Annotated in this window: 11 protein-coding genes and 1 tRNA gene; 6 read left to right on the top strand and 6 right to left on the bottom strand. The window is 37.4% G+C overall.

Annotated elements, in window-relative coordinates; all coding sequences use genetic code 11:
* Positions 1-17 precede the first annotated feature (17 nt).
* Genes DVR12_RS03600 through DVR12_RS03580 form a run of 5 tightly spaced genes read left to right on the top strand, consistent with a single transcriptional unit; the run spans position 18 to position 6,278 of the window.
* Positions 18-2,207 carry a peptidase domain-containing ABC transporter gene (locus tag DVR12_RS03600; protein WP_199417029.1) on the top strand — a complete coding sequence of 730 codons (2,190 nt, stop codon included), beginning with the start codon at positions 18-20 and terminating at the stop codon, positions 2,205-2,207.
* Positions 2,208-2,224: 17 nt separating this feature from the next.
* On the top strand, positions 2,225-3,412 hold the full coding sequence (locus DVR12_RS03595; protein ID WP_116974074.1) for a lanthionine synthetase LanC family protein: 1,188 nt from the start codon (positions 2,225-2,227) through the stop codon (positions 3,410-3,412).
* A 44-nt stretch (positions 3,413-3,456) separates the two neighbouring features.
* Complete coding sequence (locus DVR12_RS03590) at positions 3,457-4,515, top strand: glycosyltransferase family 2 protein (RefSeq protein ID WP_116974073.1); 1,059 nt, start codon at positions 3,457-3,459, stop codon at positions 4,513-4,515.
* 11 nt (positions 4,516-4,526) lie between these two features.
* The gene (locus tag DVR12_RS03585; protein WP_116974072.1) at positions 4,527-5,414 is read left to right on the top strand and encodes a hypothetical protein; all 888 of its coding nucleotides are present in this window, start codon (positions 4,527-4,529) and stop codon (positions 5,412-5,414) included.
* Positions 5,415-5,417: 3 nt separating this feature from the next.
* Positions 5,418-6,278, top strand: a complete 861-nt coding sequence (locus DVR12_RS03580) for a DUF6625 family protein (protein ID WP_116974071.1) — start codon at positions 5,418-5,420, stop codon at positions 6,276-6,278.
* Positions 6,279-6,754: 476 nt separating this feature from the next.
* On the opposite strand, the gene nusG is transcribed toward DVR12_RS03580, so the two are convergent.
* The 4 genes from nusG to DVR12_RS03560 all read right to left on the bottom strand — a co-directional run bounded on the left by nusG (position 6,755) and on the right by DVR12_RS03560 (position 11,011).
* Positions 6,755-7,156, bottom strand: coding sequence for a transcription termination/antitermination protein NusG (nusG, locus tag DVR12_RS03575; RefSeq protein WP_147323401.1), 402 nt, complete (start codon positions 7,154-7,156; stop codon positions 6,755-6,757).
* A 197-nt stretch (positions 7,157-7,353) separates the two neighbouring features.
* The gene (locus DVR12_RS03570; RefSeq protein ID WP_116974069.1) at positions 7,354-9,855 is read right to left on the bottom strand and encodes an outer membrane beta-barrel protein; all 2,502 of its coding nucleotides are present in this window, start codon (positions 9,853-9,855) and stop codon (positions 7,354-7,356) included.
* Between the two features lie 428 nt (positions 9,856-10,283).
* The gene (locus DVR12_RS03565) at positions 10,284-10,685 is read right to left on the bottom strand and encodes a hypothetical protein (RefSeq protein ID WP_116974068.1); all 402 of its coding nucleotides are present in this window, start codon (positions 10,683-10,685) and stop codon (positions 10,284-10,286) included.
* Positions 10,686-10,924: 239 nt separating this feature from the next.
* Positions 10,925-11,011, bottom strand: a tRNA-Leu gene (locus tag DVR12_RS03560).
* A gap of 143 nt (positions 11,012-11,154) precedes the next feature.
* Between DVR12_RS03560 and DVR12_RS03555 the strand changes: the two genes are divergently transcribed.
* Positions 11,155-12,375 carry an NAD(P)-dependent oxidoreductase gene (locus DVR12_RS03555; RefSeq protein WP_116974067.1) on the top strand — a complete coding sequence of 407 codons (1,221 nt, stop codon included), beginning with the start codon at positions 11,155-11,157 and terminating at the stop codon, positions 12,373-12,375.
* Here DVR12_RS03555 and DVR12_RS03550 read toward each other — a convergent pair.
* On the bottom strand, positions 12,364-13,086 hold the full coding sequence (locus DVR12_RS03550) for a tRNA1(Val) (adenine(37)-N6)-methyltransferase (protein WP_116974066.1): 723 nt from the start codon (positions 13,084-13,086) through the stop codon (positions 12,364-12,366). The two genes, DVR12_RS03555 and DVR12_RS03550, sit on opposite strands and share 12 nt — an antisense overlap.
* Before the next feature lie 3 nt (positions 13,087-13,089).
* Complete coding sequence (locus DVR12_RS03545) at positions 13,090-15,216, bottom strand: alpha-L-fucosidase (RefSeq protein ID WP_116974065.1); 2,127 nt, start codon at positions 15,214-15,216, stop codon at positions 13,090-13,092.
* Positions 15,217-15,410: the final 194 nt, after the last annotated feature.

The raw sequence follows: 15,410 nt of genomic DNA, 5'->3' as shown, positions 1-15,410 counted from the left end.
ACTATTAAGATAACAAAATGATCCCTAAAAAATTTCCGTTTTTCAGACAGCTAGATCAAATGGATTGTGGACCAACCTGTTTACAAATGATCTCAACGTTTTACGGCAGGAATTATTCCCTTCAATCTTTAAGAGAAAAATCTTTCATAACAAGGGAAGGCGTTTCTCTTTTAGGCATAAGCGAAGCTGCAGAGTCAATAGGGTTCAGAACATTGTCAGCTACTCTTCCATTTGAAAATCTAAAAGAAGAAGCCCCTTTACCTTTTATTGCCCATTGGAAACAAAATCATTTTGTAGTTGTCTATAAACTCGACAGAAATTATGTACATATTGCCGATCCAAACCATGGACTAGTAAAACTATCGCATGACGAATTTAAGAAAAACTGGATCAGTACAAAAAATAAAGGCGAAGATACTGGTGTCGCATTATTTCTTGAGGCAACTCCTTCTTTTTTTGAAGAAGAGGGAGAAAAAAATGAAAAAAGAGGGCTACTATACTTTTACTCATACTTAAAACCATACAAAAAATTCTTCTTACAATTGTATGTTGGTATGCTTATAAGTACCATTTTAGCACTAGTTTTCCCATTCCTATCTCAATCCATTATTGATATTGGAATCAATAATAAAAACCTCTCATTTATAAATCTCATCTTAATCTCTCAACTGCTTTTATATACTGCCACTGTTGTAGTTGACTTCATTAGGGGGTGGATTTTCCTTCATATGGGTACAAGAATCAGTATTTCTATAATTTCTGATTTTTTAATAAAATTATTAAAACTTCCATTTTCATTTTTTGATAATAAAACGATTGGAGATTTACTTCAACGCATAGGAGATCATAGCCGAATACAGAGTTTTCTAGCCTCTTCAGCACTGAATATTCTTTTCTCCATTATCGATTTCGTAATCTTTGGAATATTACTGATATTCTATAGTATAAAAATCTTCTTCATATTTCTCATTGGAAATACTTTATATATCCTCTGGACAGCAATTTTCCTAAAAAAGCGAAAAGCACTAGATTATAAACATTTCAACCAGGCGGCCTCAAATCAAAGTGTACTACTACAATTGCTGAATGGAGTACAGGAAATAAAATTACAGAACTGTGAAAAGAAAAAAAGATGGGAATGGGAACGTGTACAGGCCAGACAATTTAAAATTTCAGTAGAATCGCTTGCCCTAGGACAATATCAACAAACCGGTGCTTTTTTCATCGATAGAATTAAAAACATCCTCATTTCTTACATGGCTGCCAAAGCTGTCATTGATGGGAACATGACATTAGGCATGATGTTGTCAATATCTTATATCGTAGGCCAGTTAAATGGTCCTATTTCTCAGTTGATTGGATTAATTTATTCATTTCAGGATGCTAAAATCAGTCTGGAAAGATTAAGTGAAATCCATGACAAGAAGGATGAAATAGAAGCCGATGTTGAATTGGTAACTGAGCTTCCATTCAATAAAACTTTAATTTTAGAAAATGTAACATTCTCTTATGGTGGGCCTCATTCTCCTAAAGTATTAGAAAATATCAGTCTTAAAATTCCAGAAGGGAAAAAAACCGCTATTGTAGGACTAAGTGGATCAGGCAAAACAACATTATTGAAGTTATTACTTAAAGTATATGAGCCTACAGAAGGTGAGCTTAGAATTGGAGAAACCAACTTGAAAAATATTCATCACTCCTTCTGGAGAGATAAATGTGGGATAGTATCTCAGGATGGTTATCTCTTTTCTGACACAATCGCTAATAACATTGCTATAAGTGATGATATAGTGGATAAAAAAAAGCTGTTAAAAGCTGTCAAAGTAGCTAATATAAAAGAATTCATAGATAAACTTCCTCTTACTTTTAATACAAAAATAGGGCAAGATGGTAGTGGGATTAGCCAAGGACAAAAACAGCGATTATTAATCGCCCGAGCAGTTTATAAAAACCCTGATTATGTTTTCCTTGATGAAGCTACTAACTCGTTGGATGCCCATAATGAAAGAGAGATAGTAGGAAATCTTGAGGAGTTCCTTTCTGGTAAAACAGTGGTAATTGTAGCACATAGATTAAGTACAGTAAAAAATGCAGATCAAATAGTAGTTATGCGGGAAGGTAGAATTGTTGAATGCGGAACTCATAATGAATTAATTGCAAATGAAGGAGAATACTACAAACTGGTAAAAGAACAACTTAACCTTTAACATAATTGTGATTAATTATGAACCTGACAAGAATAACAGATATCTTACTAGACTCAATGTGTGAAGCATTGTCCCACAATCTGATGAGAATTGATAACAGTTTGTACTCAGGAAAAATGGGGGTCGCCATCCTGTTTTATAATTATGCCAAATTCAGTAAAAATGAGAAGTACAATGAGCTTGCCGACAAGGCTATACTCAATATTGTCGCCGATATTGAGTATAAAAACAGAGGATTGGCATTAGGGATATCAGGAATAGGGTGGGGACTTAGTTATTTGACTACGAATGAGTATATAGACATAGATAACGACTTTATTATAACTAGGTTCAATGCCCCTATTATCCATTATTCTCCAACAAATATTGACTTATTCCATGGTCAAATTGGAAAAGGTATTTATCTATGTAACCGGCTTCAACAATTACAGAAAAGTGAAGCTTCTTTTGAAGCTACTACGATTAAAATTGATATTATAAGGATCATCAATGAAATAGATATCAATAAGGAAAATTGGATGGAAGAATTACGGATGTATCATTTCCATGAGATAGAGAATTTATTAAAGAATGGTGAGGTTCCGCATTATTATAGTATACTTAGGGATATCTCTCAATCTATAATTTTTCTCAATAAAGTTTACAGATTAGGTATATATCCAAATGTCACTACTGCATTGCTAAAAGAAAATGTTTGTAAAATAGATTTTTGTTTACGGCTTATTGAAGATCACTATTACGATAAGATAAATTCTGGTAATTACAGTTATTTGCTGGATTGCCTCATATTAGAGTTATCATATGCTTTATGGCTCGTTTCGGATTTAGAGTTAAATCCCCATAACATTTTTAACAAGACACATATCGAAGGGCATATAAGTAAAATTTTAAATAAAGGAATACATATGAATGGAGGAAAATACCTCTTTTATACAATACGTACCATACAATCTCTAATAAGGGTTTATCATAAAACAAAGAAAATGGCATATAAAGAAGATATCGGTAACTTAATAAACGCCATTTTCACCCCTTTTGTAAATGAAAAAAAACAATTTGAAATGGATCTTTTCAACACCTATAATCTACAAGATAAATGGGCCGGAGATTATGGACTGGCCGGTCTATCAGGCTTAGGTCTTTTATTGTTATCACTACAATCGGATTGTTATCTAAATTGGGATGAAGCTATAGGATTAAGCTAATTGAAAGTAACTATTCTTAATGCTAAAATCAAAAATTAACTCAAATGCCAAATCATAAAATTTCATTCTGTACGGTATCAATGAATCGGCTTCACCATATTAAAGACACACTTATTAAAAATATCAGGGATAATGAAGATTATGAACAGCTGGAATTTGTTTTGCTTGATTATAATTCAACAGATGGACTAGAAGAATACATAAAAGAAAATCTTCAGGAATATATTCAAAGCCAAAAGCTGATTTACTGGAAAACGAGTACTCCACAATTCTTTCATAGAAGTCATAGTCGTAATCTGGCTTTTAAATTAGCTAATGGAGATATTGTTTGCAATATTGATGCAGATAATTATACCGGTAAAGGTTTTGCTTCATACATAAACCAATCATTCAGCAATGATCCAAACATTTGCCTGAATACATTGGATAAAGAAAAAGGTGGAGTTGTGGGCAAAGATGCTTTGGGAAGAATCTGTGTGCGAAAATCCGACTTCCTACAGATTAAAGGATTCGATGAGCGTATGCATTGCTATGGATTTGAAGATTATGACTTTATCAATCGTTTAGAGCTATTTGGAGTGAAAAGGGTTTTGATTGAGAATAAAAACTTTCTCTCCGCAATTTATCATTCTGACAAAGACCGTCTTTCACAGGAATATACAATAAATAATCTGATAAAGTTTCTTTTAAGACACATTGATCCCTTGACCTCCGAATTTGTATTTCTTTTTAAAGATCACTCTTTTAATCGTGCTATTGTTGAAGATCATCAACCTAGGAAGATAATGCAACTAATAAAAGAAGGGAAATGGCAACGTGAAGAAGAATATATAAATATACTCGAAAAAGGGGATAATACAGACAGACTTATTTTCTCCGGAGATGACCTTGGTTGGGAAAGTACCTATACCCAAAACCTGTTTTACGAGATATCAGATCCTTCAATGATACAAACTGCGATCTTTATATTTAGTCAATTTTACAACAAGCAAATTATGGAATCGAACATGCAGGAAAATAAAATGATAGTCAATGTACATGGGTTTGGAAATGATTTTATTTACAAAAATTTTAATATTACTGAACCTCTGACTTTAAAATAAACCTAATTGTTATGAATGACTTACGAAGAAATATCGTCAACTTATCAGTATATTATAACCAGGCAGAATGGCACTTATTTTTTCGGAACTGCCTGAATCCTCTATTAAAAGAACTTAAGGTCCGAAATGGGGATGCAATTGAATCTGTATTGCTGTATTGTAATACCGACAAAGGAGATAATATTCGCTTGTCTTTCAGAATAAATGCTTTTACTATAGATGAATTTATGGATTTTATCAGGAAAAGTCTCCAGACCTATTTAACCGAAAAACCATCTGAGACAAAGGAGATAGCTCATCCAATCAAGCAATTTTTTATGAATTATCCCAATAATTCAATAGTAGAAAATATTAACCTTCCAGATGTAATGGAAGAGTGGCAAGACCAATATATAGATGTACAGACATTTATTTCGGCATTAATACTAAAAGAATTTGAGGAAGATCTGATAGAAGAAGAAACCTGTTTTTCATTTACAATTTATCTGTTATTTGTTTTATTTAAGATTAAACTTACAGGCGATAATAAAGAAATAATTAATACTATTAACCAGCTTATAGCGACTGTGGAGTCCAGATACCAGGAAAGATACTTTTTTAAAGAAAGTGAAAAAAATAAAATATCTGGCTATATAGAAAAAGTATATGAAAAAAATTTACCTGCTATTAATGAAATCTATCTTGAAGTTTGGGAAGAAGACAGCTCTTTAATTTGGATATCTGAGTGGAAAAGTCTTTTACGTAAGCATTTTAATGATGCATCCTTAATGGACTCTTACAATATCATATTATCTATGCTACAATATCATTTGAATCTGCCCGATATAAACAGTACCTCTTTTGCCAAATGGATTGCTGTTACAATTACTAATAATCTGAAGGAACAATTAACACAATAAGTAATGATCTTTCCCAAAGTTGCTTTTATTATCCCATACTTTGGCAAATTGCCTAGGTGGTTTAATATATTTATCAAAACATGCTCATATAACTCCGACTTTTCATTTATCTTTTTCTCTGACAATCCAGTTACTATTGAAACAAATAATATTTATTTCAATGCATTTACGCTAAACGATTTCAATAGTCTAGCCTCTCTAAAATTAGGATTTAATATTCAAATTACAGAACCATACAAAATATGTGATCTCAAACCAGCATATGGATTGATATTCGAAGATTATATTAAAGATTTTCAATATTGGGGAATATTGGATATCGATTTAATATTGGGAAATCTAAAAGCCTTTATAAACGTTAATATTCTGAATGAATACGATATAATAACAGCAAAAAAGGAGTACCTAACAGGTCATTTTACCATCTTTAGAAATTGTTCGAAAGTAAATAATCTGTTTACTGAAAGCACTCATTATAAATATGTATTTCAAAGCAATACTATTTTCTCTTTTGATGAATGCAATTCGATTTGGAAACATTTATTAAAAGGTATTCCAATTACAGCAATCCCTGCTAAAATAGACAGCATGACACATGTGGTAAAGCGGTTAGAGAAGACAAATTCTCTGAAAATCTATTTCGAAAATCTTGTACTTGAGCAAAATAAGTTAGATAATCAAGGGAATTTCAGCGAGTGGAATGACACACTTAGCTGGAACAATGGCAAATTGTTTAATTTTAATGAGAAAAAAGAATATCTATATTTTCATTTCCATTTTTTGAAAAAGAAAAGATCATTCATTGTTCCAGACTGGAATAATGTTCCAAAACAATTCTATATTACTAATACTGGTTTTTTTTGAATATAATTACCACTCGCCTGATGGAGCAGCTGTTTCACCTCGTTTACAATCTTAAAGTCAGTCGTACTCTTTGGCTTAAACACGACCTTTGCAATTGCTCCATTACGCCACTAGATAACCTGAAATGCCTTATAAGAATCTGATATAAAATCTAAACATAAACTGTTTTTCAGAATTCTTCATATAATATTTTAATTACATATTTTCTTATACTTCTACTGTAATGGTCGATCTGTCCAGACAATCCCAAAAAATTTGAATTCATGGATCTCGATAGAAACATTTTCGTGCAAATACTTCGAAGAATTACTATAGTGTAATCATTACCAGTTTCACTACAGATGATTTTTTTCAGCAGCATAACAGGAACTGGGTGAATTAGTCTATTTTAGTAATCATGATAGGATTGATGATTTTCCGGTATACTCATATTATAATATAAACCATTATCATCAATTTCGCTCTTTTATGCTTTCTTATTTTCTCTGCGTCTGCTGCTGCTTTGCGTCTATGCCAGCTGACCAATAATTTTGCAACATCTGCAGCGACATATTAGCAATTACATTTCTGTTCAATATATATACCCTTACAAGGACCTTTGTTTTTCCACTGTGTTTAATTACTTCGCAAGACAACCCGGTTAATGGCCAATTCTGAATGAAAACTATTTCATCAGGCAGATAATGATCGGTAGCAACCGCCAAGTTTTCTCCCTGTCCTACCACGATATTCAAACTGTCTATCACCGTCTGTGGTACGCGGTATGCAAGCTTACCCATTTTAACATAACTCATAGCACCATCAGCATCAATCGCCGAGAAATATTCCTGAGTGTTATTAAGGTTCACAAAAACATAGGATGGGAAAATTGCCGGCATGCAGCTGCAATAGTCCATCCTTCTGCTACTCTTCGTTTTGCACGGCACAGACAAAAGGGTCCAACAGCTTACCCAGCGGTGGCACCTCAAACGTCTGCTGTTAGAACGCAAATACCAGAACGATCAGCGCCACCATTGGAAACAGGGCACTGCTGTTGATCTTTTTTATTTGTTTCATAATTTTTTTCACAAATGGTTTAGTTACTCCCACCTCTTGATCTCTGTTGTTCATCAGCGGAACCGCTTTCTGTACGCATTTTCGGCGCTTTACCTTTCCCGAAGCGGTAAGTAAAGTTGATCGAAGCAGCTCTCGAATAAAAGTTGATCAGCCAATACTGATTCAGGTTTTTATAACCGTAGGTAGATCCCTCATCTTCTGATTGCAGAATATTCGTGACTTTGAGCGCCACCGATCCTTTGTTGCCAAACACCATCTGTTTGACACCGGCACTGAGAATGTAATAGCCACCGAAAGTAGTAGCGATCACCCGGTGTTTCGATACCGCCCTGAAGCTACACTCGGCAGAAAATGTTTTACTTAAAATAAAAGTGTTGTTGGCATCAAAATTAAAAGACAGGATACCATTGTTATTCAGTACAAAATCATCTTCCATACCCTTGAATGCCTGGCGGTAAAAAGAGATAGCGTTGGAGGTATTCCACCAGGGCAATAACTGTTTCGTATATACTATATCGAAGTTGAAAGAATAGGAACCATGAATATTGCTCGGCAGACGGGTGATCGTTACCAGATTACTGTCCAGCCGTGGCACCGTTCCGATGTAGTTCTGGAAATTATCATAGCCGAAGGTAATGAAAAGCTGGTTATTATACGCCCACGTAAGCTCGCTGTTCACAGAGGTCTGCGGCTGCAGATTAGGGTTCCCCTCATAAAACAGTGTCGGCGATAACGGCCGCCGGAATGGGTTGAGCTGAGAATATACCGGCCGGTCGGTACGCCGGCTGATCTTCATATTCAGTGTCTGGTTCTTGTTTAGTTTGTAGTCAATAAACAGTGACGGAAACAATTGCACATAGTTTCTTTCCAGACGGAATTGCTGCACCTGCTGCTCATTGATATTCCACGTATGCTCTGCCCTCAGCCCCACCTGGAAGCTCAGCTTTTCATATTCTTTATTAAGGTTGACATAGAGCGCATTAATGTTCTCCTGGTTCAATGTATTATCATACTTCGATGAATCTATGATATTCTGACCGCCTACCTTGTTGAAGAATTTATTGTCGTTTTTGATATCCACGTAGCTCGACTTCCAGCCAAATTCCAGTCTGGCATTATTTTTCAATGGTTGGATATAATCTATTTTGGCGGCATAGATATTCAATTTACGGTGTTGATCGAAGAAACTGTTCTCCTCATTCTTAAGTGTGCTGTTGACATCGTAATAACGGTTTTTGATGTCCTGGTTAGCCCGGCTCCAGTAATTGGAGTAGTCCAGGTCACCGGAGATCTCCCTGCCAGTACTGTCTATCTTGTGTGCCAGATGCATGGACAGGGTGTAGTTAAAGGGTTTGTCGTGCACGATGCTGTTAAAATCCTGGCTACCTGTTGACAATTTGCCGTCATAATCAACCGCCTTTGAATCAGTCGTGTTCTTCGCTAACTGAAGCCCACCGATACCCGTGAGCGACAAGGTAGTCCGCTTCGACAAATAAAACTCGGCGCCAATTGCCGGGTTATAGGCCTCTGTTACGCGGGTGATATCATTATCCGCATGTTGCCTGGTCTTAACAGATCCGTCATTGTTCAGGATATCATTCGTAATATGATTGATGAAAAAATTTTTATTGTTCTGATAAGACCCGTTGAAGAAGAAATTATAATATTTGCTTCTCCAGCTGAGATTAAAACCGGCATTATACCTGCTGTAGTAGCTCTGCCCAAAACCGGCATTCACGCTACCATTGAAGCCTTCCTTCTTCACTTTTTTCCTGACGATGTTAATGATACCACCGCTGCCGGCAGCGTCATAGCGTGCGCCAGGTTTGGCAATGATCTCTATCTTCGAAATACTGGAAGAGGCCATCCCACGGAGCTGGTCCGCAATATCTTCCGGCGACATCATCACAGCTTTGCCGTCCATAAATACCATTACCCCTCTTTTGCCGTTAATGGCGACCGCCCCGTTCTGATCCACCTGCACGCCTGGCAAGCGTTGCATCACTTCCAGCACGTTGGCGCCTTCCGAGATGATGCTATTCTCTACATTCACCACCGTTTTATCGATCTGTCGTTCTATCAGTGGTATTCTGGCTCGTACTTCCACACCAGTTAAATTATTTGAAGCGATCTGCAGCGGTAGTTTCCCGAGTGAGATAGCGGCACTGCTCATCTGTAAATTATAGCGGCGCAATTTTTCAAACCCAAGGATATTGATCTCTATAAAATAGTTATCTGTTTTTACAGCACTGAAGGCAAAAACGCCTTGCTCATTGCTCAGGGCTGTTTTATAAATAACCGAGTCGGCAGTTCTTTTCAGCAACACTACGGCATCGCGCAGGGGTGTGCCTTCGCTGTTCACAATGGTTCCACTGATATCAGCTGCTGCGGGCGCCTGTGCGTATAGTGTCTGTAATGAAGAATGAAGAAGCAATAACAACAACAGTAATATTTTGATAAGATGTCGTAGAAATGGGTTAACAGTAGTTCTTTCAGCAGGTAATAGAGGGTAATATAGCATATAGTAATTTTTGTTAGAAAGATGAATATTGGTGGCAGGACCGGATGATATCTGCGCGCAGCACGGGATTAAAGAAATTGAACATCATCACTGAAGAGATAGAAGTCGCTGAACACATTGGCAAACATGGCGCGGCAGTAAGCGTAATTATCTTCGGTCACTTCCACACCATTCAATCTTACACAGTAATTTAAAAGAGAAAAATGTTCAGGTTTGCTGTTGGCAGCAATATATAATTTACAATTGCTTTCTGGTTAACTAATGATAATTGCCCACAAAGAAAATACACGCTTGCCTGATCAGATAACCAAAAAACAATGGCTTGGACTAATTATCTTGCTAAAGGTAAATAAAAAAAAAAGTTGACAATAGTACAATTACGTCAATTATATTTCAGGTTTTAAGAAAACAGTTAAAACCCGAAACCTCTATTGACAAAGCCCTCCTGTGTTTATAACACTCATTTGTTGGCTCCACTCCCAGGGAAACGGATATTCATCTTGACTACTATCAATTGGCATAGGTAACTTGCGTAATACCTCCTCTACATTCTTCGGTCTTAAGTGCCTATATGTAGCCAGTACATGCTTCATCTTACTTACCCCCATCAACATTACAACAGTTACAGCTTCTACCTGATTATCCTGCAATAAAATAGCAATGCCAGTTATCCCTGCATTTTTACACCAGACCTCCAACGCATAATTACAAGCTCTTAGATCAGGTGATTTGAAAACAAGTCCTGTTCTCTGCTCAGGTTTTAACCGGTCATACTGTTTTCGTAAAATCTGACGAGTAATTGATAGCCTGCTCCTTCTTTCCTCCAGCAATTTTTTCGTTTCGCTATTGTGATTTCGCTCTTCTTGTGTTTTTGGTTTGACGTTTGTTTTTTTGTGAAGAGGCTACGAGTGGAATGCTTTGTAGTAGCCATGATAGAAGAAAAATTCTGCTTGTCATTTTGCTTGTCAAATGCTTGTCAACAATAGTGGTTGAAAGCGGGAAAAAGCGGAGAAATTTGACAATCATACAAACAAAAAAGGCTTGTAAGTCAAATACTTACAAGCCTTTGTGGTGCCCAGAACAGGAATCGAACCTGCACTCCCTTTCGAAAACAAGATTTTGAGTCTAGCGCGTCTACCAATTCCGCCATCTGGGCAATACTTTGAAGAACTATTCCGCCGAAACGGGATGCAAATATAGGTACTCTTTTTGAAACTCCAACATCTTTAAAAAATTATTTTAAAAATTTCTCAAATCTGTCCCTCCTTCTGGCTCAGGGAAATATCGTAATTTCAAAAAATGGAGAACCTCATACATATAGGCCTGATTCGCGAAGAAAAACACCCCCACGATAATCGCGTTGCCTTTACCCCAAAACAATGTCAGTGGATTATGCACCACTTCCCTAAGGTGCGTATATACGTGCAACCTTCCACCATCCGGGCTTTCAGCGATGAAGAATATAGCCGGGAAGGAATTCCCCTGCAGGAAGATTTATCCAATTGCCAGATCTTATTTGGCATTAAAGAAATTCCTCCTGAAAAATTAATTCCAGGCAAAACATATCTCTTTTTCAGTCATACCAAGAAAAAGCAACCTCATAACCAGAAAATGTTGCAGGCTATCCTACAAAAAAATATTACGCTGGTCGATTATGAATGCCTGGTGCATCCGGATGGACAAAGAATTCTCGGCTTTGGTTTCTTTGCAGGCGTCGTTGGTGCGCATAATGGATTAATGGCCTATGGCGAAAAAACGCATAGCTTCCACTTCAAGAGGGTATATACCATGCACGATTTTCAGGCCCTTATAGGCCATTATTTCGGCATTAAGCTTCCTCCTATAAAGATTATCATTACCGGCTCCGGAAGAGTGGCTGCAGGAGCCCTGGAGATCATGGGATTACTGGGTATCAAATACATTCCACCAGAAGAATATCTCATCAATCAATATGCTTATCCGGTTTATACTCAGTTAAAAGCCGGAGAGCTTTATCTGAGAAAAAATGATAAGACATACAGCCGGAGCGACTTTCACCAACATCCCGAAAGCTATGAATGCAGGTTTCTGCCTTATGTAACAGTAAGTGATATCCTGATTAATGGTATTTACTGGGATCATAATATTCCTCCCCTTTTCCAGGCACAAGACCTGAAAAAAGAAAACTTCAATATCAAAGTCATCGCAGATATTACAGATGATGAACAAGGATCTATCCCCTGCAACCTGGGTGATAGTACCATAGAAAAACCGGTATATGGAGTTGATAAGGCAACCATGCAACGCACAGAACCTTATCTCAAAGAAACAGTAGATATGATGTGTGTAGGCAATCTTCCTAACGAACTACCAAGAGATGCCTCCCAGTATTTTGGTGACCAGCTGATGAAATATGTATTTGAAGCCCTGCTCGAGCCTCAGAATGAAATGATAGATAAAGCAACCATCACAAAAGACGGGCAGCTTACTTCATATTTCGAATACCTGAACGATTATGCTTCCGGAAATTCAGAGATATAAATAATAAGGCTTCAACAATTCAATAAATTCAGGAGTATAGTTTCGAGATGTATCATGGATAGATAACTCTTCTACCGCTGTTCCCGTGGCAACCCGACTAAAGATCCCAACGGTCCTGAAATAGGAATGACTGGTAGTCTGGCGGATATCTAATCTTTGTTTCAGGAACAAATTTGACTGCAGAGCCAATGTCATAAAACTATTAAAAGCCTGGTAAGGCAATAGTACCGATATTTCTCCATCAGCAGCCAGTAAACTGTTGATGGCACGCAGCAATTCATTATAACTTAAATTGGTGGCATGCATAGCCTGGTCTTTTTCGGCTTGTCCACTCTTTAGTGCATCTTCATAAAATGGAGGATTGGTAATTATGAAGTTGTAGGTTGATGACGCCTCCAATTTTCGTATATCCGTTTGCATGAGTTGCAAACGATCTGACCAGGGAGATAAGGCAAAATTTTCAGTGGCCTGCCTTGCGGCTCCGGGATCTAGTTCCACCGCCGTTATATCAGAGGTAGTTTGCTGGGCCAACAGTAAACTCAACAAACCAGTACCGGCTCCCAGATCGAGGATGGCCGGTACTGATAAGTTATTTTGATTTAAATACCTCGCAGTATACGCGCCTTGTATACAGGCATCTGTACATACTTTCATCGCACATAACGCCTGGTGTACGGTAAACTGCTTAAATTGAAAAAAGGTATTTGCCATTATTTATTTTGAACCTAATAAGATCGACAGATTAGGCATTCTTAAGTTACGATGCACGGAAACCGGATTAGCTTCTCTCAATTCCAAAGTTTGTGTACCAGTAGGCAGATTCACCGCCAATGGCTGTGTATACATCACTTGTGGTACATTACGATTGATGCCAGCAACCGATGTTTTAGCAAAACGGTTATAGAATTTAGCTACCAATTGGTTCTTTCCTGCTTTCAAATTTAACAACAATACTTCGCTTTGTGTTCCACCTCTGTCAGGATTATTATGAACGATTTGCTCTTCTCCATTCAGAAATACAGCAATTCCATCTCCACTGGTAAATCCAACTAAATACTGACCGGCTTCTGGTGCTGTGATCTCCTGCAGAATATACATAGCATGTGATCTGTCTATTTGCACAGGAATTTCCACATCATTTTTCCAATCACTCATCAATTTCCATGGCTTACTATTATTGTTAGGCCAAGGACGAGAAAGATCGATCTGTTGAAGGCTGGCATGTGCACCATCAACTCCCGACCAGAATGGACCAACAGTATACATAGAACCCCATTGTAAGCTGCCCGGGTTGTTTGGCAAAGTAACCTGTTGTCCGCCGTTCAGTTGTACATCCTGTGATTTACCGTTTAAAGTCAGTTTAATGGTTTTACCTTTTTCTTCTTCACTGTACACCAGTTTGATAGCTGAAGGAGCTGAAGTAAATGACCATAAATTACCTACCTGGCTGCGATAATAACTATCGTAGTCTGATCCTGAGAAGCTGTATAATGGTGTTGCGTTATAACGATTCAAAAGAGTTGCTTTGCTGATCAGGTGTAATGGAGTAATGTTTGTACCACCATTAAAAGTTAATGCCAATACTCTAACATCTTTACCTTTTAGTTTGAAGTCCGAAGGAAGTTGGATAGTTGTACCATTGGCATTCTGACTGATCTTTGCTTTAACTGTCTGACCATTATCCAGAATATTGATCTTGCTGATTTTACCTTTCAAACCAGGTAAAACAATCTGATTATTTTCAGGATTAGTTAATAAATGTAAGTAGAGCTTACCTGGTTTAGCAGTTATTTCGCCCCAGGCAAAAGTAGTATCAAATGGATTGGCAGTGCTGCTGTAAATGGCTTCCCCATTAGCTTTCAGCCACTCTCCATTTTTCAGTAATACATCCTCTTCGAAATCTACTACAGAACCATCACCACGTGGACCGATATTTAACAAATAATTACCTCCGCGGCTTACTACTTTAATAAGACCTAATAATTTTTCATGAGCTTTTTCTTCCACCGGCCCATGTTGCTGCCAGCTTCTGTAACCCCATGTTTCATCATAAACAGATGCAGGAGTTTGCCATGCACTAGCAATTTTATAATCAGGGTATTGGTTATCTCCCATTACACAAAAATCACCGGCATCATTACCTAATCTGCCACTCACCATACATCCTGGCTGGTAACGATGTACAATATCGGCCAGGTCACGGCTTTGCTGAACAGTCAACGATCCCATATCGAACCAGATTTCAGAAACCGGACCATAGTTGGTCATTAACTCAGTTACCTGCTTCTTATTATACTCGTGATGTTCAGGCGTAATAGGGTCACTATTATTGCTGGAAATAGGATAAGCCTGAGGGAAATGCCAGTCGATCAATGAAAAATACATACCGAATTTAAGACCATGACGTTGACAAGCGTCGGATAATTCTTTCAGTACATCTCTTTTGAAAGGAGTAGCATCCACAACATTATAATCTGTATAGGCCGAATGGAACATACAAAAACCATCATGGTGTTTGGATGTCATTACAACAGATTTCATACCGGCAGCTTTTGCCAATAATACGATGGAATCTGCATTCCAATGCTCAGGGTGAAAGCGGCGTGCAACATTTGCATAGGTATCACTATAAATACCGGCATGGGCTTGAATTTGCTCACTATACCCCCTGGTTACAGGTTTGCCATCCCAAACTCCACCCAATGTAGAGTAAATAGCGCCCCAGTGGATGAACATGGAATACTTTTGATTCCGCCATTCTACTTGCGCTGATTGTGCTTGAGCGAAGCTTAAGTTGGCAAAAAATAGCGCTAATAACGCAGTAACAACAATTCTTTTCATAGCTAAATGCCTTTAGATATTTTTTGGCGCGATAAAGCTAAATCGATTCAGTGAAGAAAAGAGATAGCATTTTAGCAATTAACGGTAGTTGTTTCTCGCAGAGTGGCAAAGCAGCAAAGAAGCATAAGAAATATTGTTTTAAGAAGATAAAATAAAACTTATGCTTCTTATACATCCTTATACTCTTTGCGAGC

This window comes from Chitinophaga silvatica (assembly GCF_003419895.1).
Classification (GTDB): Bacteria; Bacteroidota; Bacteroidia; order Chitinophagales; family Chitinophagaceae; genus Chitinophaga; species Chitinophaga silvatica.
This window is presented reverse-complemented; position numbering and strand designations above follow the sequence as displayed.